At 36.6% G+C, this 26743-nt stretch carries 19 protein-coding genes and 1 tRNA gene; 5 read left to right on the top strand and 15 right to left on the bottom strand.

What is annotated here, in order from left to right; all coding sequences use genetic code 11:
• Nucleotides 1-1350, top strand: a 1350-nt coding sequence (locus ES765_RS13035; RefSeq protein WP_138114765.1) for a DUF11 domain-containing protein, incomplete at its 5' end; no start/stop codon positions are given.
• Between the two features lie 53 nt (nt 1351-1403).
• On the top strand, nt 1404-3827 hold the full coding sequence (locus ES765_RS13040) for a T9SS type A sorting domain-containing protein (protein ID WP_171017301.1): 2424 nt from the start codon (nt 1404-1406) through the stop codon (nt 3825-3827).
• A gap of 40 nt (nt 3828-3867) precedes the next feature.
• Here ES765_RS13040 and ES765_RS13045 read toward each other — a convergent pair whose 3' ends face one another.
• The 5 genes from ES765_RS13045 to ES765_RS13065 all read right to left on the bottom strand — a co-directional run bounded on the left by ES765_RS13045 (nt 3868) and on the right by ES765_RS13065 (nt 8381).
• Nucleotides 3868-4878, bottom strand: coding sequence for an IS30 family transposase (locus ES765_RS13045; RefSeq protein ID WP_138114767.1), 1011 nt, complete (start codon nt 4876-4878; stop codon nt 3868-3870).
• 117 nt (nt 4879-4995) lie between these two features.
• The gene (locus tag ES765_RS13050; protein WP_249356389.1) at nt 4996-6180 is read right to left on the bottom strand and encodes a site-specific integrase; all 1185 of its coding nucleotides are present in this window, start codon (nt 6178-6180) and stop codon (nt 4996-4998) included.
• Between the two features lie 227 nt (nt 6181-6407).
• Nucleotides 6408-6481, bottom strand: a tRNA-Pro gene (locus ES765_RS13055).
• Nucleotides 6482-6657: 176 nt separating this feature from the next.
• Nucleotides 6658-7587 carry an alpha/beta hydrolase gene (locus ES765_RS13060; RefSeq protein WP_249356391.1) on the bottom strand — a complete coding sequence of 310 codons (930 nt, stop codon included), beginning with the start codon at nt 7585-7587 and terminating at the stop codon, nt 6658-6660.
• Nucleotides 7584-8381 (bottom strand): M15 family metallopeptidase, encoded by a 798-nt coding sequence (locus ES765_RS13065; protein WP_249356394.1) that lies wholly within the window; start codon nt 8379-8381, stop codon nt 7584-7586. The genes ES765_RS13060 and ES765_RS13065 overlap by 4 nt, the downstream gene beginning before the upstream one ends.
• 82 nt (nt 8382-8463) lie before the next feature.
• On the opposite strand from ES765_RS13065, the gene ES765_RS13070 reads away from it, so the two are divergent.
• Both ES765_RS13070 and ES765_RS13075 read left to right on the top strand, forming a co-directional pair.
• Nucleotides 8464-9588 (top strand): glycoside hydrolase family 130 protein, encoded by a 1125-nt coding sequence (locus ES765_RS13070; RefSeq protein WP_138114768.1) that lies wholly within the window; start codon nt 8464-8466, stop codon nt 9586-9588.
• 57 nt (nt 9589-9645) lie between these two features.
• Entirely contained in the window at nt 9646-11430 is a 1785-nt protein-coding gene (locus tag ES765_RS13075; RefSeq protein ID WP_138114769.1) for an arylsulfatase, read from the top strand.
• 6 nt (nt 11431-11436) lie between these two features.
• On the opposite strand, the gene ES765_RS13080 is transcribed toward ES765_RS13075, so the two are convergent.
• From ES765_RS13080 to ES765_RS13100, 5 genes are all read right to left on the bottom strand, one after another.
• On the bottom strand, nt 11437-13053 hold the full coding sequence (locus tag ES765_RS13080) for a sulfatase (protein ID WP_138114770.1): 1617 nt from the start codon (nt 13051-13053) through the stop codon (nt 11437-11439).
• Nucleotides 13054-13143: 90 nt separating this feature from the next.
• The gene (locus ES765_RS13085; protein WP_138114771.1) at nt 13144-13968 is read right to left on the bottom strand and encodes a sugar phosphate isomerase/epimerase family protein; all 825 of its coding nucleotides are present in this window, start codon (nt 13966-13968) and stop codon (nt 13144-13146) included.
• A gap of 14 nt (nt 13969-13982) precedes the next feature.
• Nucleotides 13983-14705, bottom strand: coding sequence for a gluconate 2-dehydrogenase subunit 3 family protein (locus ES765_RS13090; RefSeq protein ID WP_138114772.1), 723 nt, complete (start codon nt 14703-14705; stop codon nt 13983-13985).
• Nucleotides 14706-14708: 3 nt separating this feature from the next.
• Nucleotides 14709-16430 (bottom strand): GMC family oxidoreductase, encoded by a 1722-nt coding sequence (locus ES765_RS13095; protein WP_138114773.1) that lies wholly within the window; start codon nt 16428-16430, stop codon nt 14709-14711.
• A gap of 132 nt (nt 16431-16562) precedes the next feature.
• Nucleotides 16563-17933 carry a sialate O-acetylesterase gene (locus ES765_RS13100; RefSeq protein WP_138114774.1) on the bottom strand — a complete coding sequence of 457 codons (1371 nt, stop codon included), beginning with the start codon at nt 17931-17933 and terminating at the stop codon, nt 16563-16565.
• 154 nt (nt 17934-18087) lie between these two features.
• Here ES765_RS13100 and ES765_RS13105 point away from each other — a divergent pair, with 154 nt between their 5' ends.
• Nucleotides 18088-19461: a Gfo/Idh/MocA family protein gene (locus tag ES765_RS13105; RefSeq protein WP_138114775.1), complete on the top strand. Its 1374-nt coding sequence runs from the start codon at nt 18088-18090 to the stop codon at nt 19459-19461.
• Between the two features lies 1 nt (nt 19462).
• On the opposite strand, the gene ES765_RS13110 is transcribed toward ES765_RS13105, so the two are convergent.
• The 5 genes from ES765_RS13110 to ES765_RS13130 form a co-directional block, all read right to left on the bottom strand.
• The gene (locus ES765_RS13110; RefSeq protein WP_138114776.1) at nt 19463-20479 is read right to left on the bottom strand and encodes a LacI family DNA-binding transcriptional regulator; all 1017 of its coding nucleotides are present in this window, start codon (nt 20477-20479) and stop codon (nt 19463-19465) included.
• A 171-nt stretch (nt 20480-20650) separates the two neighbouring features.
• Nucleotides 20651-21967 carry a xylose isomerase gene (xylA, locus tag ES765_RS13115; RefSeq protein ID WP_410504591.1) on the bottom strand — a complete coding sequence of 439 codons (1317 nt, stop codon included), beginning with the start codon at nt 21965-21967 and terminating at the stop codon, nt 20651-20653.
• A 13-nt stretch (nt 21968-21980) separates the two neighbouring features.
• Nucleotides 21981-23465: a xylulokinase gene (locus tag ES765_RS13120; protein ID WP_138114778.1), complete on the bottom strand. Its 1485-nt coding sequence runs from the start codon at nt 23463-23465 to the stop codon at nt 21981-21983.
• Between the two features lie 239 nt (nt 23466-23704).
• Complete coding sequence (locus ES765_RS13125) at nt 23705-24346, bottom strand: response regulator transcription factor (RefSeq protein WP_138114779.1); 642 nt, start codon at nt 24344-24346, stop codon at nt 23705-23707.
• A 667-nt stretch (nt 24347-25013) separates the two neighbouring features.
• The gene (locus ES765_RS13130) at nt 25014-26690 is read right to left on the bottom strand and encodes a type IX secretion system membrane protein PorP/SprF (RefSeq protein WP_138114780.1); all 1677 of its coding nucleotides are present in this window, start codon (nt 26688-26690) and stop codon (nt 25014-25016) included.
• Nucleotides 26691-26743: the final 53 nt, after the last annotated feature.

The following is a 26743-nucleotide window of genomic DNA, read 5'->3' on the forward strand; positions in this document are numbered from 1 at the left end:
ATCACTGGAAGTCCAATTACTTCTTTGGAAGCGGGAGATTCTAGCGATGCAATCACTGGAACATATACCATTACACAAGATGATATGGATGCAGGAGGGGTAACCAACTCGGCTTTGGCTACGGCTAAAGGTCCTGAAGGGAATGACATAACCGATACCTCTGGTACAACAAACGAGAATGACACGCCAACGGTAACAACCTTCACCCAAACTCCAACTGTTGCCTTGATTAAGAGTGCCGTCGTGAGTGGAACGGGAACTCTAGGGGATGAAATCACCTATACCTTTACCGTTGAAAATACGGGTAATACGACTTTAACCAATGTCGTGGTAACCGACCCAATGGTAGGATTGACGATCACTGGAAGTCCAATTACTTCTTTGGAAGCGGGAGATTCTAGCGATGCAATCACTGGAACATATACCATTACACAAGATGATATGGATGCAGGAGGGGTAACCAACTCGGCTTTGGCTACGGCTAAAGGTCCTGAAGGGAATGACATAACCGATACCTCTGGTACAACAAACGAGAATGACACACCAACGGTAACAACCTTAGACCAAAATCCAGGCATTGCATTGGTTAAGAGTGCAGTCGTGAGTGGAACGGGAACCCTAGGGGATGTAATCACCTATATATTTACAATTGAAAATACAGGAGATACTACATTGAATAATGTCATTATAACTGACCAAATGGTAGGATTGATGTTCAGGGGAAGCCCAATTACTTCTTTAGCACCAGACGCAACGACTTTAACAATGGCTACCTATACCATTACACAAGATGATATTGATGCAGGAGGGGTAACCAACTCGGCTTTGGCTACTGCTCAAGATCCTGAAGGGAATGACATAACCGATACCTCTGGTACAACAAATGAGAATGACACACCAACCGTAATAGTAGCCTCAGTTCAACCAGACTTTACACCAACAATAGATATTGATGATTTAATCTTTTTATCTGCAGGAGATACAAAAGATTTTGTTGTTCACATATCTGAAATAAAAAGTGCACCATCAGTTGGGCAAGTAGTTCTTACAATTACAAAAGGAAAAGCATTTTTGATTACGTATGGAGCTGCGACTAGCACTTCTAGTGGTGTTTCAGTTAATAATAGTGACTGGATAATAACTGAAAATTCATTCAGTATAACAATGACATTAAAACCAGGTGTTATAATTAATGCCAATACATTCTCATCTATTGGTTTTACGATAAAACGGGAATCAGATATACCAACTCAAACTACGCAACCAATTACAGTTACAATTGAAAATGGGTCAGGATTAGATAGTGAGAATTCTAATAATACTTACAACACTGTTGTTAAAGCTCAATAAGAATGATTGTTGTTAAATATCCAAAAAAAATGTTACCGTTAAACAATAAGATCATGAACAATTCTCTAAATAAATTAATAGTATTGTTTTTTACAGCATTTATGGTGATACCGAAAGGATATGCACAAAATAACGCAGATCCTGGAATTGCAATTTTAATGAGTCCATCAAGTGTTTCTCAAGGTTCCACAGGAATTTTGATTGCTACTGTTGGTAATTATAGTAACCAAACTATAGTTGAAAATTCATTACGAGTCACTATTAGTGTTGGCGCCAATACTGAAATTATAGGAATTGCTTCAGGAAGCGACACACGTTGGAGTCAATTGAGTTTAACAACTGGTTCTTCAAATACAATAAAATTAACAAATTCAGGTGGAGGTTTTGACAACTCTAATGGTGGTGATATTTTGCTTACTGTTAGAGGCAATGTGCTGAGTGATAACGATTTAATTTTAGGGAATATTGTATATATTATGGCACAAAATGCGGTATTATGCCCTAATTGTAAAACACCTCCATTAAATACTTCTCAAGGCAATGCGAATAGTTCAAATGATAACTCACAAACAAGTTTGGCTGTAATCTGCGATTCAGGACTAGAATTAGATGCAGGAACAGACGGAGCGCTTACAATTTGTGAAGGAACTGATAAACCAACAGAAGCAGAATTATTTGAAGCCATAGCAGGCGAAGAGGAAGGTGGAGTCTGGACAGGTCCAGTAGCAGGTGTTTATACCTATACAGTTACTAGCGAATGTACGACAGAAACAGATACATCTATAGTAACTGTATCAGAAAGTCCAGCAGCAAATGCAGGAACAGACGGAGAGATTACTATATGTTGGGGGACTAATCAACCAACAGAAGCAGAATTATTTGGTGCGCTAACAGGTGAAGATACAGGTGGGACATGGTCTAATGTTGATTTGGTATATACCTATACCATACCCGCATCAGGAGCATGTCCAGGAGATACAGCAGTAGTACTAGTAACAGAAGTTAGCGCACCAAATGCAGGAACAGACGGAACATTTACAGTTTGCGAGGGAACTACACCAACGGAAGCAGAACTATTTAATGCCTTAACAGGAGAAGATACAGGTGGAACATGGTCTAATGTTCATTTGGTATATACCTATACCATACCCGCATCAGAAAAATGTTCAGGAGATACGGCAGAAATAATAGTAACAGAAGTTAGCGCACCAAATGCAGGAACAGACGGAGAGATTTCAATATGTTGGGAGGCTAATCAACCAACAGAAGCAGAATTATTTGCATCTTTAACAGATGCAGATTCAGGCGGAACATGGTCAGGACCTAATTCAGGTTTTTACACTTATTCAGTTGTAGTAAAAGGAATATGTGGTATTAACGCTACAGCTAAAGTAAAAGTAACGGTTGAACAACCAAAAGAACCAACAACAGCTTGTTATGAAATAGCAACATTTGATAGTGATAACTGTGTTTGGATGGTATCGGGTACGCAGCCTAAAGAACCAACAACTACTTTACACGAAAAAGCAACGTTTGATAGTGATAACTGTGTTTGGATTGTAACTGGTACACAACCAGAAGAACCAACAACCGAATGCTATGAAATAGCAACATTTGATAGTGATAACTGTATTTGGATTGTAACTGGTAAACAACCAGAAGAACCAACAACCGAATGCTATGAAATAGCAACGTTTGATAACGATAACTGTGTTTGGATTGTAATTGAGATACAACCTGAAGACCCAATAACAGCTTGTTATGAAATAGCAACGTTTGATAGTAATAACTATGTTTGGATTGTATCGGGTACACAACCAGAAGAACCAATAACAGCTTGTTACGAAAATGCTACGTTTGATAGTGATAACTGTATTTGGATTGTAACTGGTACGCAACCAGAAGAACCAATAACGGCTTGTTACGAAAATGCTACGTTTGATAGTGATAATTGTGTTTGGATGGTAACTGGTACGCAACTTGTAACACCAACCTTAGGTTCGGTAACACAACCAACATGTGAAACAGCTACAGGAAGCTTTGTTATAAGTAACTATGATGCATCATACACCTATATAGTAAGTCCAATTAAGGGAGTACGTATTTCAGGAGACACTGTAATAGTACCAGAAGGAACTTACACCGTAACGACAGAAGGACCTCATAACAGATTGGGAGATTGTACTAGTTTAGGTTCTACAAGTATAACTATTAATTCCCAAATAAAGTGCAGCGCAAAATTTGATGTTACTTTAGCTGAAAACCCTTCTTCGGATACTTTTACGTTGCGCATTGAGAGTATGAATCGTGAGAACCTCTGTATTAGAATTATTGATGCTTATGGAAAAATGATTAAACAATACAATTCACCTTATAAGGATATTATTAAATTAAGAAATGAATTAAGTCCTGGGCTTTATTTTATAGAAATTAGGCAAGGTGGGGAAAGAGTTATATTAAAAGCCTTAAGATTATAGAGTGAAAAATCTTATCTAATTACTCTATTTTTTCCCTTTATTAAGCAACGCTGAGTGCAACACATCTTTTATTTAGGACTTCAATTGGGTTATTATAATTAAACTTTCTAATAGGTCTGTAATTTAGTAATCTTTCTACTTCTTTTATCCTTTTGACCGAAACCTGTCGAAGGTCTGTTTTCTTAGGGAAAAATCTTCTGATGATACCTATTCTATTTTCTACCGTTCCCTTGTCCTGAGAGGTATATGGTCTAGTGAAATAAGTTTTTACATTTAAGTGCTCTGCTATTTTGTTGTGGTGTGCAAACTCCTTTCCATTATCAAAAGTTATAGTTTTTATCCAAGAAGCATTAAAATTGGTAAGTCTTTTATTCATTTTGAGGTATACTTCGTCCGCATTTTTACTGTGGAGCTTCTCTAGCATGGTAATCAGTGTTGTTCTATCGGTCATTACCAGTAACGCCGATTTATGATTGCTTCCCATCATTAGGTCTACTTCTATATCGCCTATTCGTAATCGTTGCTCCACGACCTCTGGGCGTTCATCTATACCCACCCTTCCTATAATGGCTCTGCGTCTGTCCTTTATATTATTGCGCCTTTGCCGTCGTCCGGTATGGCGTAAATATTTGTAAAGCTTTTTATATGGATCATGTTTACGATGATTGCTATGTTTGCTTAACCATATCCATTTGTATATGGTCTCATGACTTACAGACTCCTGGGATTCTTTTGCAAGCCTATTCGCAATAAGCTCGGGACTCCACTTTTCATATTCCATAAGCCCCGAAATACGCTTTTTAAGTGCATCGGTAAGCAATACCTGTTTTGGTTTGACTTTATGCCTCTTAAGTGCCTTGTCTTGGGCATGTAATGCAATATAGCTGCCCGCAGTTCTGCCACGGACAGGAATATTCCTGCATAGCTCGCGCGATACCGTACTTTTGTTTACGCCTATAATCTGTGCTATTTTAGTAATACTTGAACCTGCCTTTACCAAAGCTTCGATTTGATATCTTTGCTCCAAAGCCAACTGTTTATAATTTTTCATATAAGACGAATATAAATATTGAGCCTAAAAGATATTCTCTAAACAGAATTATTGATAAGACAGTCTTGTTTCGGCCTGGTTCTTCTTGTTTAATTTACTGCGCAAGGAAAGCATATCCTATGAAACCTTTTGTTCAATGACCCGGGCATAGATTTGAGTTGTGGAAAGCTTTGTATGCCCTAAAAGTTTAGATACTGTTTCAATGGGCACTCCATTGGAAAGTGTAACGGTGGTTGCAAACGTATGTCTGGCCGCGTGAAACGTAAGTTTTTTATTAATTTTAAGTATTGACGCTATTTCCTTCAAATATATATTGACTTTTTGATTTGAAAATACAGGCAAAAGTTTTTCCTGTTTGTTTTCGGAATCTTGGTCATACTTTCTTATAATATCAAAAGCCTTATCCAAAAGAGGGATTTTTACCGCTTCATCGTTCTTTTCTCTTTTTGTGAATATCCAATATTCTCCATCGATACCGCGCACAATATGTTCATCGCTAAGCAATTTCACATCGATATAAGACAGGCCCGTATAACAGGCAAAGACAAAAACGTCCTTTGTTTTTTGATGCATCTCTTTTGAAAGCTGAGCAGATTCCAGAACTTCAAGTTCCGATTGGGATAAAAACGCTCGTTGATGTTTTGTGAACTTCAGCGAGAACCTTACAAAAGGATCTTTTTCCACCCATTCCAATCGGAGGGCGAGGTTCATCATCTTTTTTAATCGTTCCAAATGTTTCATAACCCCATTTTTCTTTAGGGGTTGGGAACGGTTTATAGATTTACCGTTACGAAGGAACTGTTCAAAGTCAATTATAAATTTATAGGATAATTGTTTGAGGAAAACGTCATTGGTCTTTAGCTTATTCTTCAAATACCTTTTGATATAACGTTCCGTAGTATAATAATTTTTCATAGTGCCGGGTTTGAGCACGGAAACCATATTTTTATTATGGTAGGAAACCAGTTGGAGAAGTGTTTTGTGCTGTTCATCTTCGCCGAGATACCTCGCCTTGATGGCTTGGGCTGTAACGTATTTGGATTCTCCAACAAGCTGTTTCTGACATTCCAATAAATCAGAGTAAACTTGGTCTAAATACACGTTGAGGGATTTCCCCTCGGAAGTTCTTGAATTTGCCCTTTTGGAACGGGTATCCCAATAGGTAACCGAAGTGAACCGTTTTAAACTGATTTCAGCACGTTTACCATCAACCGTAATTCGTGCATAAATGGGTGCAAAATCTTCTTTTTTCTTGGCCATACTCAACCAAAAATGAATACTAAAAGTCTTTGAAGTCTGCATAAACTCTCGCTTTAAATTAATAATCGATTTGTTTACGAAAGTCAAATCGTTGCGAAAGTCAAATCTATTCAATTACCAATGTAGTGAAAATTCTGGTAATAAATTAGGTAACCGAATAGGTAACCTTTGATTTGATAATAAAGCCAATCTTATGATATCAAGAAAAATGAAAATCCCTGATTTCCATAAGATTAGCTATGTTTTGGTGTCTATTGACACCCTTTTTGTCGGGATGACAGGATTTGAACCTGCGACCACTCGACCCCCAGCCGAGTGCGCTACCGGACTGCGCTACATCCCGAAACTTCAATTAAAAATTATTATAAATGGAAATCAAAATAAGCTTTCTTAATAAGCCAAAACCTAATATAGTACAGTTAATCCTGAACTTTTCCAAAGGGCTACATCATGAAATCGGATTGCAAAAATATAAAAGTTAACTAGATTAGCTTCTATATTTTTCTCGAAAAATAAAAACTAATCCAAGCTTTCTATCCAATCATACATAAGCGCTGTCCAACCTCGTAAATATGGGTCATTAAGTGCTAGGGAAAAACCGTGTCCCCCTGTAGGATACAAATGCATCGTAGCGGAGACTCCTTTGTCCTTAAGTGCCTTATAAAAAAGTAAACTGTTCTCAACGGGTACGGCATTATCATCCGTAGCATGAAACAAGAACGTGGGTGGTGTATTTGCTGTCACTTGTTTTTCATTCGAAAAATGGTACTGTAGTTTTTGGGTCGCATTATTCCCTAATAAATTGTTTTTGGAACCTCTGTGGGTCATTAAGCCCATACTTATTACTGGGTACCCTAATACCATGAAATCTGGTCGTGCACTCTCCTTGTCCGCAGCATCTATAGAATCATAAACAAGGTCGTCAAAATGCGTGCCTAAAGTAGACGCCAGATGCCCACCTGCAGAAAACCCAATGATGCCAATTTTATCATGGGAAATATTAAATTTTTTAGCATGAAATCGAACCAATCGCAAAGCTCTTTGCGCATCTATTAATGGAACATTTTGTTTCTCTTTTTGGGTTTTATCAGATGGCAATCTATATTTCACAACAACACCTGCAATACCTTTACCGTTCAAATATTTTGCAATATCCGTTCCTTCCCAATCATAAGCGAGTACCCCATACCCACCTCCTGGGAAAATGAGCATCGCCTCCCCATTTGCATTTCGTTTCGCAGGTAAATACACTTCTAGTGTAGGTTCTTGAACCTTGCTTACCACCAATATTTCATCAAGCTTACGGACTTCTGACTCATTAGATGCTATTTTATTGGGTATCTTATCTTTTGGCCACAGTGGCATAATAGTATCTTGCGCCATTATTTGACCTATAAAAATTAATACAATTGGTAGTGCTAAACTTTTCATATTTCTAAACTTTTTCATTCACATGACCATTTAAAATTTGCTATTGGGTCGTTGGAAGCGCCTTGCAAGTTATAGTGCCACCATTCTGTTCTAGTGGACCAAAACCCATACTTTTCCATGGTTTCTTTCAGTAATTTTCTATTAGCCAGAATTTCTTGCGGTAAGTCTAAATTATCATGATAGGCTCGCTTACCAAAAAAATCAAAATCCGTTCCCATATCTAACTCCACATCATTTAAAGTAACTAAAGTGATGTCCACTGCCCCGCCCTTATTATGAATGGAACCTTTAACAGGATTTGCAACATATTGTGGATTCGGAACTATTTCCCACATTTTGTATTGCACCGAATTTGGACGGTAGCAATCATAAAATTTTATTTTCACCCCTTGTTCCTTAAAATATGCGTTTGCCGCTAATAATGCTTTTGCTGTTTTCACCCTAGTATAACATTCAGCACAGTCATAAACTTGTGCCTTTAGAAAATTATTATCTGTTGCATATCTTAAATCATAACCAAAATCATCACTGTAATCTGCAAGCCGTATGAAGGTTGTGTCCATCAATGAACTTAAAGCTGTAACGACCTTTTTAGTTTCTGTTTTGATACTATCTTCTACAGTAAGTGTGTCTGATTGAATACTGAATTCTGATGATTGATGGCCTGTTTCTATTGCCTTAGTATTTTCCTTACAACAGAAAAACAACACCAAAGTAAAAACCAATAGTATAGCAATGTTATTGCCTTTTTTCAAACCTTTTAGCAAGGTGTTTATGTAGTTTAATTTTTCACGCATTCTGTTATCCAACATCTTCCAGTATTAATATTTAGTTCATAAAGAATAAATGTCTATCTTAAAATTTACTGATATTTTAGCAATTTAACCAAAAACAATGAACAAGCATATTACATTAGTTTTCACTTTAGTTATATTATTTACCTCATGCGGACTGGAGAAAGAAAAGGCGGTCAATACAAGTGATTCGAAAGATTCTCCATGGTTATTGGGGTTTGAAAAAACAGAAATCAATCCTATCATGCAGGCCGACTCCACATATACCTTTCTTGACCCTGTTTCAAAAAAAGAAGTTCTTTGGCAAAAAGCTGACGTTTTTAATCCTGGTGCAATCGTGAAAAATGATACCGTATTTCTATTATTTAGGGCAGAAGATAATCCTGATGCTATTCTAGGTGGAAGAACATCACGTATAGGGTTGGCGTACAGTACAAATGGTGTTGACTTCACCAAATATTCAAAGCCTGTGTTGTTCCCGGATAATGACGAATTTTCACAATGGGACCAACCCGGAGGTATTGAAGATCCTCGTATAGTAGAAACTCCAAACGGCACCTATATCATGCTTTATACGAGTTGGAACAAAGATATTGCCCGTCTTTCAAGTGCAACCTCAACAGACCTCAAAAATTGGACTAAACAAGGCCCTGTCTTTGAAAATGCATACAACGGTAAGTTTTTGGATGAATGGAGCAAATCAGGCTCCATAGTCACTGAATTGGTAAATGGCCGCTTAATCGCTAAAAAAATAAAAGGAAAATACTTAATGTATTGGGGTGAACTTTTTGTTAATCTAGCCACTTCAGAAAATGGAGTAGATTGGGAACCAACTTTAAATGATGATGGTCAATTATTACATAGTTTTAAACCCTCGATAAATGAATTCGATAGCCATTTAACAGAGCCAGGCCCACCTGCCCTATTTACCGACGCTGGTATTCTTTTGCTATATAATGGCAAAAATTTAAGTGGCGATGGTGCTACTTCTAAATATCCAGAAGGAACCTACTGTGGCGGTCAAGTTCTGTTCGATAAAAATGATCCTACTAAAATGATTGAACGAATGGAAACTCCCTTTATATGTCCTAGCCTACCCCATGAAGTTAGTGGTCAATATAAAGCTGGCACCACTTTTATTGAAGGGTTAGTGTATTTTCAAGATAAATGGTTTCTGTATTATGGTACTGCAGATTCTATGGTGGGCTTAGCTGTGAAGGATTAAAGTTTTATTTTAAAATCGGCTATTTAGCTTTAAGAATACAAATAACAGAGGTGAATTATGGCTCTATTTAAAATTTCAACCATTTTTATTTTATTGCTGCTACTTTCCTGTTCAGAAGAGAAAAAAAAAGATAGCTCTGAATCCTCAGTAAAAACTCCGAATATCATTTTAATTCTTGCCGATGATCAAGGTTGGGGCGATTTAAGTAGTAGTGGTAATACCAATTTAAATACCCCTCATATCGATTCTTTAAAAAACAAGGGTGCTTCCTTTGAAAACTTCTATGTGCAACCGGTATGTTCACCTACTAGAGCTGAAATTTTAACCGGTAGGCACTTTACCCGAATGGGCGTTTATGATACATCATCGGGTGGTGAACGTATTAATTTAAATGAAACCACTCTAGCAGAACTTCTTAAAGATGCTGGATATCGTACCGCAGCTTTTGGCAAATGGCATAATGGCATGCAGCCACCGTATCATCCCAATTCAAGAGGTTTTAATCGTTTTTATGGTTTCGCCTCTGGGCATTGGGGTAACTATTTTAGTCCGATGTTAGAAGATAATGGTGAACTAGTAAAAGGAAAAGGTTTTTTAGTTGATGACCTTACCAATCAAGGGCTCAAATTCATAGAAGAGGATACTACGACTCCTTTTTTTCTTTATTTACCCTATAACACTCCACACAGCCCAATGCAGGTACCCGATATGTATTGGGATAAAATGAAAAGTAAACCACTAAACTTAGTATCCGAAGATAATTTAGAAGAAGATTTACGATTTACTCAAGCAGCTTTGGCCATGGTTGAAAACATAGACTATAATGTTGGTCGGGTTACCAATAAAATTAAAAAGTTGGGACTGGAAAAGGAAACTATACTCATCTATCTTTCTGATAACGGCCCTAATGCTTATCGTTGGAATGGTGGCATGCGCGGCAAGAAAGGTTCGGTTGATGAAGGCGGGGTTCGTACACCTTTCTATATACAATGGGCAAACCATATTGAACAAGGGTTGAACATCAAGGAAATTGCCAGCGGAATGGATATTTTACCTACCCTTTTTGGTTTGCTGTCCCTACCTATTAATACCGAAAAACCAATTGATGGAAAAGATTTAAGTCCGTTGCTTTTAGGCAAATCAATGAATTTAAAAAACCGTTTGGTTTACAACCATTGGAATGGTAAAACAAGCGTTCGTAGTCAACAATTTAGATTAGATGAGGAAAATAGATTATATGATATTAATGCTGATCGTGCTCAAACTAATGATGTATCAAAGCAGTACCCTAAAATTACGGATTCTCTAATAGAGGCAAAAAATGATTGGGAAAAAGAAACCATTCTCATTACCAAAAAAAATGATAATCGTGACTTTACCATAGGCTATCCAACAGCTATATTTACACAACTTCCTGCCAGAGATGGTACGGCAAATGGCAACATTAAAAGAAGTAATCAATGGCCAAATGATTCATTTTTTACGAATTGGAAATCCGTTACCGATTCTATTACTTGGAACGTTGAAGTACTTGAAGATGGTCATTTTCAAGTTGAGTTATATTATACATGTCCAGAAATAGACTTAGGTTCAAGTATTGAATTAAGTTATGAAAATAGTAAAATTGCTAAGAAAATAACAGAGCCGTTCGACCCTCAATTAACAGGTATGGAAAATGATAGGGTACCAAGAATGGAGTCTTACGTAAAGGACTTCAAACCACTAGAATTAGGCGTTATCATTCTCAAAAAGGGAACGGGAACGCTTACACTAAAAGCCTTGGAGATTCCAGGTAGTCAAGTAGGTGATTTTAGACTATTGCAATTTAAGAGATTAGATTAATCTAAATCAATTCCAGTTCAGCATCTCACTATCCTGATATCCTATTCGTTCAGCCTTAGCTTCAAAGGGAATAACCTTGTTCAGTGGCTTCACATATACATTCCAAACAGAGTCAGTTACATACCGCCAAGAGATAGTTGTACCAGTTTTTGGATGGATTAATTCAATACCCCGAGCTGTTTCCTCTAATTGCAATTTTTTTAATTTAGGCTGTTTTCCTTTAATCAGCCAGTTTTGTACTAAAACTTGCTCTTTCACTTCTCCTAAATCTTTCATATTCTTTATCCATTGATTTAGCAATTCTCGGTAATATACCAATGAATCTTTATATTCAGGAATCCTTGAAAGATTGTGTAATTCAGTAGGGTCTTTTTCTAAATCATAAAATTCCTCTTTTGGTTTAACCGATTGCATCCAGATGGATGGAAATTCGGTTAATTCATTCAAGCTATCTAATCTCCTTAATTCTTTCATAGTAGCCATTTGCTCCCTGTAAGTAACGGGTAACGCCCTACTTAAATCCTCATTAAAATTTTTAATGTATTTAAATCGAGGAGATCGCACAGCGCGCAGTCGGTCATATAGTTCATCAAATCTATCTGAGGAATGAAAGGTTATTTTGGGTTTAACGTTGACTTCAAATTTTCCGAATTGAGCACTGCCCTGTATCACTTTTGGTGGCTCTATTCCTGCAAGAGAGAGTACTGTCGGCGCCAAATCAATGAAACTGAATAAACGATTATCGGTAGTTCCAGCTCCTTTGCTAACGGGAAACTTAATGATCATTGGCACCTTTAATCCTGAATCATACAGTGCTCTTTTATACCTAGGGAATGGTCCGCCATGATCTCCATAAAAAAAGATATAAGTAGTGTCGTAAAGTCCATCCGCCTTTAATTGATTCAAAATTTTTCCAATTTGATTATCTAGTCTCTTAAGATTGCTATAATTAACAGCCAAATCATGCCGCACTATATCAGTATCAGGAAAATAAGGCGGAACCTTTACATCTGCCGGATCTACGAAAAGTGAATCATAAGTTCTTGCCCAAATTTGCGATTCATGGCAAACGGAGAAATTAAAAACACTGAAAAATGGTTGGCCGGATTCTCGGTTACGCCAATGATGATCTTTACTTGAATCATTCCATGCCGCATCTGTTTTTTCAAAATTATAATCCTCTTTGGGACCGTTGGATGTATAATATCCGTTTTTTCTAAGGTACTCAGTAAACATTTTAACTCCTTCAGGTACTACGGGAGAATAGCTAGGAATACCTATAGTAGGTTCATTTTCACCTTTGGCGTATGCATTATAAGTGCGCATGTTATGCGTCCCTAAAGTTGTAGGATACATTCCGGTAATAATCGCGCTCCTAGCCGGTGCACATACGGGAACTGGAGCTACAGCATTAGTGAAAATCACACCATCTTTAGAGAGAGACTCTAAATATGGAAGGGACTGAATTGAATCTCCATACATCGGAAACCAATCTGGCGATTGATCTTCTGCCACCAACCAAATAATATTGGGTGATGATTCAATTTTCGCTTCGGTTGCTTCGGCACGTTCCCTACAAGAAAAAGAAACTGCTACGAGGCATGAAAGTAAAATCCATTTCATACAGTAAAATATTAAAGATTTCAATTCGTATAAAAAAACCCCTATTCAATAAATCAAATAGGGGCCTTAAAATTTAAAAAAATGAATGTATTAATCTAACGCATCCAAATATTTTAAACTTTCCGGAACTTGCGAAACAACGTTAGAAGATTCATCTTCTATAAACATATATTCAATTCCTAACTTTTTGGCTTCAGCAACAATACCTGCAATATCAATTTGACCGGTACCAAGAACTACATTAGTCTCAACATCCTCATGCCCTGTGTTATTTCCTTCAATTCCTTCTTCTAAATCCTTAAGATGCAGGAGTACAAATTTAGATGGGTATTTTTTCATTAAAGCCAAAGGGTCAGCTCCACCGTGAAATGCCCAATACACATCTAATTCAAAATTAAAATCAATTGCATTTTCAGCCATGTAATCAAACAAAGTACCATTCTTATAAGGTCTAAATTCATACCCATGGGCGTGGTACGCTAGGGTAAGTCCGTTCTCTTTCAAAACTTTACCTGCCTTATTGAATACCTCAGTTGCATGTTGAGTTTCTTCTAAATCCCATTTGTTATCATCATGAGGTACCCAGGCACACATTACGTATGTAGCTCCAAAATCTTTGGCATTTTTAATGACCTTATCAATATCATTCTCTAAATCACCAAATTCAGCACCAACACTTACCATCTTTAGATTGTAAACAGCCAGTAAAGCTTTAAAATCTTCCATGGGCATATCATAAGTACCACCGCCTTCAATCTTCGTAATTCCCCATTCATTAATCAGGCCAAGTGTATTGGATACGTCAACTTTAAATTGATCTCGTAGACTATACAATTGCAAACCCACTTCCTGGGCCTGTGACAAAAAACCACTCCCTAAAAGAACAGCGGTTATCATTAATTTTTTCATCATCATCTTCCTCTTTTCATTTAAGTAAGCAAATTTCCTTTTTCATCCCACTCTGCGATGACGTTTCTTTGGCTCTGATCTACGCATTTTGCAATCCATTCTGGATCATAGGCCACACCATGTTGGTCCAAAACGTCTTGCGGAACACCATCCCACACATTGGGCGAATTTCCTTTGTAGCCTAAATCCGCTATTCCTACTTTTGATGTGTAATACCCTGTAACGGTTAGGCCTCGCATCATATAGAAAAACTGAATTTCAAGCGGTTGTTCCTCTAAAGGAACTTCTGTGTCATGCCAGCAAATTTCATCACAGATTTGTTTTTTCTGTTCTAAAGTTGCCGACTTGAATTCAGTTCCGAAATCTGTATTGCTTTTATGATCCAACCACATTAACCCACCTAAAAGCGTTGGTGCCATTCTGGGAATATCCTTACCCATAAACTCAACGAGTTCAGGAACACCTGCCTCGATAGGGCCTCCATTAGGTTCTTTCGAGGGAAGAATAACTACGCTTAACGCCGCAATGGTCTCCATCTCATGTTCGTTGAATAATTGTTCTGCATTTAATTTCTCAATGCGCTCCAATTCCTTTGGTGTTCGTCCAAAATATTTTTCACTACTTGTTGCAATCGCCTCATCAATAGTTTCGCCGTTTTCTGTCTTACAGGAGTTGAATACTAAACCAGTGCCGGCAGCCGCTCCACCAAGTATTAAAGTTTGTAAACTCTTTCTTCTATCCATGTTCTAAATATTTTGTGCCTTAAGTTGTTCGATAATATAATCAGATGCCCTCCATGAAAGTGCCATAATCGTCCATGTACAGTTCTTATCTGCTTGAGAAACAAAAACACCTGCATCTACAATAAAAACATTGTCTACATCATGCAGCTGCTGAAACTTATTCGTAACAGACGTTTTTGGGTCATCTCCCATACGTGTGGTTCCCACTTCATGAATAATTTCACCTGGTTTATGTAGACCGTAATCTTTATCTTTACCCGGTTTATCACCTAAATAGTGCCCCCCCATATTATGAATTATTTCTTCAAAAGTATCCTGCATGTGCTTGGCTTGATTTCTTTCCAAATCTGACCAATTGTAATTAAACTTTAACACAGGGATGCCAAATTGATCTACCGTTGTCGGGTCTATCTCACAATAATTTTCTTTACGTGCCAAGCCTTCTCCACGGCCACCAAAACCAACTACTGAACCATAATATTTTTTCACATCATCACGCAAACTATCTCCATAACCACCTGTTTTAAGGCCAAAATACTTATTCATAGCATTAGGGTCCGAACCAAAACCATAATTAGGTTGGCTCATACCACCCCAAACTTCAATGTGATAACCACGTGGGAAATCTAGTTTGGAATTATCACCCCACCATGGTGAATACACATGCATACCACCTACACCATCTTCATTATAAGAGGTCTCTCTATTCATTAAGCCCGGTATAACACCAGCAGCACTTGCACCCGTAGAATCATGTAAGTATTTACCCACTATATTACTGCTATTACCTAATCCGTTTGGGTGTTGTTTACTTTTCGAATTTAATAGAATACGCGCAGAACTACAAGCAGATGCAGCTAAGACCACAACTTTTGCTTTAAGTTTATATTCTTTTCTGTCGTCCTTACTTATGTAAGAAACTCCCGTTGCTTTCCCTTCTGCATTGGTAGTCACTTCACGTACCATTGAATTAACAAATATCTTTACTTTACCACCACTCTTTTGTGCCGGAAAAATTAAGCAGCTACCTGCAGAAAAATCAGCATACACAGAGCATGACCGAGAACATTGCCCGCAGTAAAAACAAACTCCACGTTCGTTATTTATCCTTTTGGTCAACATTGAAAGTCTACCTGGAATTACAGGTATATTAGATTTCTTTGCCCCATTGATATAAAACAATTCATGCAATCTCGGTTTTGGAGGAGGAAGAAAAAATCCGTCAGGATCATTTTCCCGACCTTCGTTGGTTCCAAAAACACCGATTAATTTATCTAACTTATCATAGTATGGTTTAACATCTTCATATCCTATAGGCCAATCATCACCATGACCATCACGAGTCTTCCCTTTAAAATCTTTTGGCCCGAACCGCAAAGAAATTCTGCCCCAATGGTTGGTTCGACCTCCTAGCATTCTTGAACGCCACCATTTAAATTCAGTTCCTTCGGCATGTGTGTATGGTTCTCCATCAACTTCCCAATCACCATAAGACATATCCCATTCCCCAAAAGCGCGATCAGTACCTGCACCTCTTCGAGGAGAATCATATGGCTGTTTCATTTGTGTTTGGGTTACCGGATCGGCAGGATCAAAATAGGGTCCTGCCTCAACGACAGCAACATTTAAACCTGCATCTGCCAACTGCTTAGTAGCCATACCACCACCGGCTCCAGAACCAACGATAATGACATCATAGATTTCTGAGGATTCTTTTATCTGCATAATTTCAAATTAGTTAATGATTACAATTTAGCCATTTAATTAAAAAATCAACGTGTTTTTAGCTGAATAACCTTGGTTATTGGATGGGCGTTTGATTTTAAAGTTCATTTGTACATTATTACTACCCATTTATTATTCACTCCTAAACGTCGAAGCAGGTAAACCTACTTCATTTTTTAAATTGCTAATGTCCGTACTTTTCCAAGCATACCTAACAGCTTTAGGATTTTTCACTTCTTTTGAACTGACCAAAACAACACCATCCTTCAATTTTACCTTTGCGGCAAACCATTCCCCTTCGCTATTACTGATCTCAAATAAATCAATCTTTTCTCCCTTGCTATTTAGTCCTTTATCATGGGTAAATTCTATGTGAATTTCATTCCCTATTATTTTTGCCGAATCAAACAACGGACCGTAAACCTCTTGTTCCAACACGTTATAGTGTTGTTTAAGGGCGATATTTGCCAATCGTAAACCAACATCTTGTTTGTTCTGCGGATGGATATCCTCAACAGTACAAATATCGCTCGTCATAGCCATACCCGTATTATTCAACGCTAAGGTTCTACGCTGCTGATCTCGCAAAACACCACCTTCATAAGGCTTTCCGTATTTAAAGGGTGCTATCTGTACATAGTAAAATGGAAACTCATCATTCCATTTCTTACGCCAAGAGGTAATCATACTTGTAAAAAGCTGTTGGTATGTTATAGCATTGGCCGTATTTGATTCTCCTTGATACCATAGAACACCTGCAATTTTAAAATTGGTCAAAGGCGCTATCATGGCATTGTATAAGGTAGATTTCTCTATCGTTACCCAGTTATTTGGTTCCACCAACTCATGCGCAGTGACCAATTCTGGGTGCTCTTTAAAAACGGATTCGGGTGTCCAAACTTCTGCACATGAAGCACCCCAAGAAGAATCAATCAACCCAATGGGAATATTCAATTCTTTTTGCACCTTTTTAGCAAAAAAATAAGCTACTGCGCTAAAATCGGGCATGGTTTCAGTTGAACAGGTTTTCCAAGTACCTGTTACATCTTCCAACGGATATTCAGCTGATCTTTTCTCAACAGTGAATAATCGAATATTAGGATGGTCAGCATTTGCAATTTCTAATTCCTTATTATCAATTTTACTATTCGCACTCCATTCCATATTACTTTGCCCAGAACAAAGCCACACTTCACCTATCAAGACATCGTTCAATATAATTTCGTTGTCATTCCCTTTAAAGATTATTGTGTAAGGTCCACCTGCCTTTGGCGTTTGAACTTCTAAGTGCCATTTAGCATTATTACCGGTTTTCATTTCAATCGTTGTATCATTCCAACTTGTATATATAGTAAATTCCTCATTTGGACTTGCCCATCCATAGAGTACTACATCGGTCTCACGTTGCAACACCATTTGATCAGAGAATATATTCGGTAAGGAAATTTCTGCCTTGACAAAAACTGTTGTTAAAATAAATAATAAGAAAAAAGTAAAACGCATGGAATAGGTCAGAATGTTAATGGATTTAAATATAGGCAATTATTCTCCCTATTTTTTAAATCTATTTGAGAAGTACCTCCTTTTTTTTAATAATTTCATTTCATACCTTGATCGATTATAAATTACTAATACCATCAAATTAAAACTAACTACCATGTCAAATTCAGCACTACCAATAAAACGACGTAATTTCATCAAAGCTGCATCTGCATCGCTGTTACTTACTTCATTTAGCTCATATGGGTTTGAATTTTTCAAAGACGAGAAGCCAAAAAAAGTAGCACTTATTGGGACTGGATGGTACGGAACGAGTGATTTAATGCGCCTAATACAAGTGGCTAATGTTGACGTGGTTGCACTTTGTGATGTCGACTCCAATTTTTTGAATGAGGCTGCAATCTTAGTATCTAAAAGACAAAAAAACGGTAAAAAACCTAAACTTTATGCCGATTATAGAACGATGCTAAAAAGTAACGATTTGGATATTGTGCTTATTGGCACTCCTGATCATTGGCATGCGTTAATTTGTATTGAAGCATTAAAATCAGGAGCTCACGTTTATGTTCAAAAACCAATAAGTGTTGATGTCATGGAAGGTGAAGCAATGGTTGCTGCAGCCCGAAAATATAACAAAACAGTACAGGTTGGTACCCAACGAAAGAGCACACCCCATTTAGTGGACGTGAAGGAGCAAATTATCGATACCGGACTTTTAGGAACTATTGGCCACGTTGATATGTGTTGTTATTATCATATGCGTGCAAATGGAAACCCTCCGCTACAGGAAGTACCCGATTTTTTGGATTATGAAATGTGGACGGGTCCTGCCCCATTGAGACCGTATGATGGCATACCCCATAGAAGATGGTGGCGTACTTTTCGAGAATATGGCAATGGAATAACAGGCGATATGTGTGTACATATGTTGGACACCGTTCGTTGGATGTTAGCCCTAGACTGGCCTAAACGGATTAGTTCAGAAGGCGGAATTTTTGTGCAAAAAGACGGCAAATCAAATATATCAGATACGCAGTCGGTCGTATTCGAATATGATGACCATAATTGTAATTGGCAACATCGTACATGGGGAAACCCAGCAGATCCAGAATATCCTTGGGCATTTAAAATTTATGGCTCTAAAGGCGTTTTAAAGGCTGATGTTATGAAAGCTGAATTTATTCCATCTGATGGAGGTGAACCTATAACGTTTGAGGTGCTTTACGAACGTGAAGAATACCCTGAAGATTTAACCGAAAAAGATATAGAGCTGCATGCTGCACCTGCAACCCGCAAGCATATGATCGATTTTTTAAATGCCATTAAAGATGGAACCAAACCCGTTGCAGATATCGAACAGGGACATATTTCTACTGCAAGTTGCATACTAGCAAATCTTTCTATGGACTTAAAAAGACCATTAATATATGACCCAAAAAGTAGAACTGTACTGAATGACCCAGAAGCTACTGGCCTATTACAAAGAACATACCGTAGTGATTGGGAGCATCCACACCCTGATACTGTTTAAATTATTGTAGTTTTTTAGTAGAATTCCTAACAAGAAGACTGGTCTTTACCGTTTTGGTTTCATACGGCAGACCCGGTGTTTTAATTCTATTAATTAATAATTTTGCGGTAAGCTCACCTATATATTTTCCATGCTGACTAACCATAGTTAATGATGGTGTTATGTATCTTGATAACTGTCCGTTAGTGAACCCTATAATAGAAATATCATTGGGAACATTATACCCACGAGCTTTCACCACCTCCAATACTTTTACAGCCGTTATTTCATCAAAACCAATAATGCCCTCTATGGTTTTATAATTGAGTAAAAAAGACATCAATAATTCAAGATCATCTTTTGGTACAAGATTCATTAGTAATTTGTCATCAAAAGGAATTTTATATTCTTCTAAGGCTTTCTTATAGCCTAGTATTCTTAATTTACCAACGCTAGAACTACCCGTTGGGTTGATTACTGCAATATTGGTACAGCCAATATTTATCAAGTGCTTTGTTGTTTTATACCCTGCCTCAAAATCATCGACCACTACTTTATCACATTCCAATAGATCAGATACACGATCAAAAAGTACAACAGGAATGTCATTATTTATGATATCTGTTAAGGCTTCATGCTTATTCTCATTTTGGGTTTCTTCCGCCAAGGAAATTATTAAACCATCGACGGTGCCAGAATCAAAAAATTCTAAAGTTTTACTTTCTTTCGTATTAGATTCATTACTTATACAGCTAATGATATTATATCCATGCTCATTGGCAACCTTCTCTATACCGTACAAGACTTGCACAAAGAAATAATTTAAAATATTGGGTACTACTACACCAATAGTTTTGGTGCTTCTATTAAGCAGATTAAGCGCTAACCTATTGGGTTTATAATGCTTTTCTTTAGCGTATTCTTGAATCTTTAATTTTAATACGGTACTTATTTCGTGACTATCATTTACAGCTTTTGAAACGGTAGAAATGGAAACTTTAAAGTGGCCGGCAATATCCTTTAAGGTTATTTTCTTCATATCTTATATCTTATATCTTAAAAGGAAATGAATTTAAGTCCATTAATTTCTTTTAATAGCAAAAAGTAAACTGTGCCTAATGAAATATCAAGGTACAGTTTACTTCATAATTATATAAGTGTATCGCGCTTACCCTAAACTAATTTTTAACTAGTTAATAGGTTATACTGATTATATATATTGATTAATGATATTCTCGAACAATTCTTGTTTACCACTCTGTAATGCTAACTCACCATTATCTTTTGCGATAGCGTAAAGGTCTTTCAAATCTAATTTTCCATTCTCAAAATCCTTTCCTTTTCCAGCATCAAATGAGTTATATCTTTTTTCACGAAGGGAGTTGTAAGAAGATGAAGAAATAATTTTATCCGCCGTAATCAAAGCTCTTGCAAAAGTATCTGCTCCACCGATATGTGCATGGAATATATCATCTAAGTCTGTACTGTTTCTTCTAATTTTAGCATCAAAATTAACACCACCACCTTGTAAACCTCCGGCTGCCAAGAAAACTAACATTGCTTCTGTTGTCTCTTGAATATTATTTGGGAACTGATCGGTATCCCATCCATTTTGATAATCACCTCTATTAGCATCCATACTACCCAACATTCCTGCTTTTGAAGCAACGGCTATTTCATGTTGAAAGGTATGTTGTGCCAATGTAGCGTGATTCACCTCTATGTTCATTTTAAAATCATTTTCCAAACCGTAATCTTTAAGAAACCCTATGGCTGTAGCACAATCAAAATCATACTGATGCTTCATAGGCTCCATCGGCTTTGGCTCAATAAAGAAATTTCCTTTGAATCCTTGGCTTCTTGCATAATCTCTAGCCATGGTTAGAAATTGTCCCATATGGTCTAATTCACGACTTAAATCGGTGTTCAAAAGAGACATATAGCCTTCACGACCACCCCAAAAAACATAGTTCTCACCACCTAAGGCAATAGTAGTATCTAAGGCTAATTTAATTTGACCACCAGCTCTTGCCATTACATTAAAATCTGGATTGGTAGCAGCACCATTCATATATCGAGGGTTAGAAAAACAATTGGCTGTACCCCAAAGTAATTTTTTCCCTGATTCTTTTTGCTTTTCCTTTATGTAATCGGTAATTATTGAAAGTCTTTTTTCAGATTCTACAAAAGTTGACCCCTCTTGAATTAAATCAAAATCATGAAAACAGAAATAATCAAATCCTATTTTATCAAAAAACTCAAACGCTGCATCAGCCTTATCTTTGGCGGCTTGTATTGCATCTGAAGATTTATCCCACTCAAAACTTTGTGTACCAGGACCGAATGGATCAGAACCTTGTCCACAGAATGTATGCCAATAAGCGGTCGAGAATTTAAAATGATCCCTCATGGTCTTACCTGCAACTACTTGATCCGGATTATAATATTTAAAGGCCATAGGGTTATCAGATTCCTTTCCTTCAAATTTAATTTTATCTATCCCTTTAAAATATTCCTTTTTTGCCATTATGTTGATTTTATTAGTTGTTTAACGTTAATTCCAATTCATTTTTCCAAGTAGTATAGGCATCTTGGTATGCCTTCTTATCTGCTTTCGGACTAAAGGTCATTACATAATCATTATCTAATATCACTTTACCAAATGCTTCAAAATCACCTTTATGTAAGTTCGCAGCCCTAGCTGCGCCAATAGCGCCAGTTGTATTATAAATTTCTATATCGTAGCCTATCAGCGTAGCAACGGTTGTGGAGAAAATTTCAGAGCGAAAAAGATTATCGTTACCGGCTCGCATTACGTTGACCTTAATACCATCTGATTTCATGATTTCCATGCCGTAGACAAAAGAGAACGCTATTCCTTCTAGTGCTGCCCTACACAAATGTCCTTTACCATGATTATTTAAGTTAAGGTTAACTATTCGTGTGCCAACTTCGGTATTCTTAAGCATTCGCTCTGCTCCATTACCAAATGGAATCAATGCTATACCGTCTGAACCAATCGGCACTTCATTTGCCAACGTATTCATTTCGTCATACGACTCAACATAGAGGTTGTTCAATAACCATCGGTACTGAATACCAGCCCCGTTTATACATAATAGTTTGCCAATTCTTGCTGGTTTTCCTGGGGAATAATTTACATGCGCAAAGTTGTTTACACGAGAACTTTCTTTAACCGATAGATTATCTGTCACAGCATAAACGACACCAGAAGTACCACCAGTGGCGGCTACTTCTCCCGGTTTAAAAACATTCAAGGTCAATGCATTGTTAGGTTGGTCTCCAGCCCTATACAAAATAGGAGTCCCAACGTTAAGTCCACTTTCACCGGAACCTTTTTTATTTACAGTTGACTGTATAGAAAAGGTGTCTACGATAGCTGGGATCATATCTTTATCCAAACCATAATACTGTAACAAAATATCTGCTAGTTCATCCTTTTTAAAATCCCAAAATATCCCTTCAGAAAGACCAGAAACAGTTGTGTTCACAACACCTGATAACATATAGGCTATATAATCACCTGGCAACATGATTTTATAAATCTGTGCGTAAATTTCGGGTTCATTTTCTTTAACCCATTTTAATTTGGAAGCGGTAAAGTTTGCGGGCGAATTCAATAAATGAGTGTCGCAAAGTTCAGAACCTATTTCATCGTAGGCATTTTGACCAATTTCCACAGCTCTACTGTCACACCAAATTATAGATTTTCTCAAGGCATTGCCTTCTTTATCAATAAGCACTAGACCATGCATCTGATATGAAATTCCAATACCGGAAATATCGGTTGTACTAATATTACATTGTAGGCTTAATTTTTTTATACCACTACAGACATAATGCCACCAATCTTCAGGACTTTGCTCTGCCCACCCATTCTTTAAAGCTTCCATAGACATTTCTGTCTCTGGCTCGGTTACCACTCCGATACTTATACCCGTTGAAGCGTTCACTAAGGCTATCTTAATAGATGAACTGCCAATATCTAGTCCTAAATGATACATATATGTTGTGAGTTGATTTTTAGCTGTAATAAACTAAACCAAAAATAACTACTATATGTCCACTTCTTTATTTTCGATACGAAAATAAATAGTAAAAGTATTTACGAGAACCGGATATTAATATTTATAATCACTTCAATACATTGATTATCAGTATTATAAAACAAATTTTGATATTCGAAAATTACCGAAAGGCTTTTCGTAAAGCGAATAAGTATTCAAAAAAATGATTACTATCATTAATATTCCTCGAGTTGATTTTGAAGCTGTTCAAGTTTTGAAAGTGCCTCTGATTTTGAGTTTACATCTAACTTTAAATAGATATTTTGGATGTGGAAATTAACTGCACTAGGCGTGACAAATAACTTTTCGGCAATCATCTTATACGTAGCACCTTGGCAGAGAAAGTCTACAATTTGATTCTCTCGTTCTGAGAAAAAAGCAAAGGTTTTTTTATGAAAATTATGAATAATTTTCTTTACAATATCATTGCTCATGGCGGCTCCTTCCTTTTCCATACTTCTTAAGGCATGTTCTAATTTATCTAAGGTCAAAGGTTTCGTCAAATAGCCATTGGCTCCTTTTTTAAAAGCATTTTTAATGATATCAAAATCATTTATTTCGCTGAACATTATAATTTTAATGCCCCACTTCTTTTTTCTAAACAACTTAATCGCATCAATTCCATTTACCCCATTCAAGGCTATTTCTGTTAGCACAATATGGGGTTGGGTGTGTTTAAAATCTTTTAAGGCCTCTGCAGCAGATGTGTAACTACCAACAAGTTCATAGGCCTCTAACTCTTCAAAGTGATTTTTATAAACGAAATGTAACGATTTATCACTCTCTAAAATTATTATTCGAATAGTAGGTTTTGTCATGATTTCCAAAATTTAGCGATATTATGCTGGGAGCAGAATAATATCTTGGGTTAGTTTTAAATAACTTCAAGAATATTTATTGAAGTTCTTGAATAACTAAACATAGGACAGTAATGATGCCCTTATAGATTACTCTATTGGTACATTAAAACAAGACTAATGATGGATTGTACTAAGAAAAATCGATAGATTCAGATTCTTCTTCGCCCTAGTTCAGTTAATAAATTTCACACCTAATGGAGCAGTCGCCAGGGTGTTAAATTTATGATGCTAAAACTCTCTCTAAACTGTGGTTTTGAATAATTCATTTCTATAAAGTAGCTAGAAATCAATTGAATAAACGGACTAAAATAAAGTAGGTAATTGTTCTTCATGTTTCTGGGGGGATTTGGGGTTAAACATTGGTTTACAATTAATTTTGTTTGAGGAATATATAATTAAAACCAATAAACTCGCTAAAAACATAAGAATTTTCGTTCAAATACACGATTTACCAAATAAAAAAGGTAGTTCATCGATTGTTAACCTTGTGTTAAACCAATAATCTCGATTATTTAAAAACAAAAAAAGGAGGGGACCCAGTCATCCCCCCGGATAACGCCCCTCCCTTATTGACAATTCAAATCAATCATAAAACTTCTAGAAAATAGTATTCTAGTTAACGCTATTATTCTCTACTAATTTCATCATCTTCGAAGGTATTGGAAGCAGTGGCCGTAGTTTCATTAACCTGCATAATCCACTTTTCTTCATTATACCGTCCATCTAAATTTGTACTAGCCGCCATTTGTGCTTCATTTTTATAGTTATAATCTGCTAAGTACACATAATAAAGACCGTTCTCTTTGTTATAGAATTGTTTTGGATTTAAACCTTTGCTTTTAAGATCCTCCATAAATAAATTTAAATATTTTGTCTCACTATATACATTGGCAATAACATAATATCCAGAATTCATGTCTATAACATCTGAATCTACTAACATTTTCACCGGTAACTCTTTAAAATTCGCTCTTCTGTTACCAGGAAATGCTTTTGCTGGCTCTGTTTCAAAATCAATATCATTTGAAACATATGAAGTATTCTCTTCGGTACTAAAATCTTGTAATGAACTTTTAATCGTCGTATCAATATCGTTTCTTAACATTCTAACAATTAGGTCAAAACGTTCTTCAAAAGCAGCAATTCTTACTTCCTCTATAGAATCTTGTCGAAGAATCAACTCATCAAGAACAATCTTGTTCTCATACGCAAGGTCATTTTCAGACACATCGGTAGATTTATTTTTCTTGTTCGATTGTTTAGCATTATCGCGTTCAGCAATTAAATGTGCAATTTGCTCCTCGTAATTACGAACAATATTGTCTATTTGGTTATCTGAAGAATTATCAGCAACCGTTATACCCAATTCATCATCTTTAAAGGTATAGGCTAAAGAAATCTCATGGTTCCACCCTAAATTAGCATCTTGTTTTGATAAATCCTTTTCCATCAAATAGCCGAGCGACATTTTTTTACTTAAGTTGAAACCTAGTCCTGCAGAAACTCCATATTCCTCATCAAATGTAGTTTGCAACCATCCGTAATTAGGTAAGTCCAATAAAAGAGACCCATAATAGTATAAGCTTCCGTCAAAATTCTGGCCCACTTGTGCCATTGGCATAAATCTAGCATTCTCAAAAAGACCTCTAGAATTCTCAAAAGCATGTGTGTACTGAACGGATGCCTTTACACTTTTCAAAGACAAATCAGTTAAAAATTCATTTGTTGTTTGATTGTATTTTAGCAAATCTTCGGCATAAAATCCAAAGTCAAATTTGCCAAGGGTCAAATTAATACCAGGTTGTACCGCAATCTTACTTTCCTTTCTTGAATCAGCAATTTCTGGATCCTCTTCTCCACTAATAATTCTATTTTTATCCAACCCTTGATTGAAATACGTAATATTTGTACCAAAGGTTAATACTGATTTTTCACCTAGTTGTACTGATGAGGCATAATTTGCATTAAAGCCAAACTCTTGTACAACGCCAGACCACTGACTATATACTCCTATACCTACTGCGGTATGTTCATTTAATTTATTACTAAATCCTAGAAAATAATTTTGACTATTGTCGTCAAAGGTTGCATATTGATTTCTATGTAAAATATTTAAATACGATTTGTTTTCGCGCACCAAAGAAAACGTAGGGTTTATAAAAAACCTATTGAAGTATAATTGGTTATGATAGGTACTACTTGATCCTAAATTAGCATTAGTTTCTTGACCTTTAACTGTTTGGACAAGGGCCAATAAAAGTAACGCAATAAGGAAGCTATTGATTTTTAACGGACTTTCCATAACGTTTGATTTTTATGATTAGAGAATTGATTGTCTTATTGAATTGGGAAAAT

Origin of the sequence: Maribacter sp. ACAM166, from assembly GCF_005771495.1 — a bacterium.
Taxonomy (GTDB): Bacteria; Bacteroidota; Bacteroidia; order Flavobacteriales; family Flavobacteriaceae; genus Maribacter.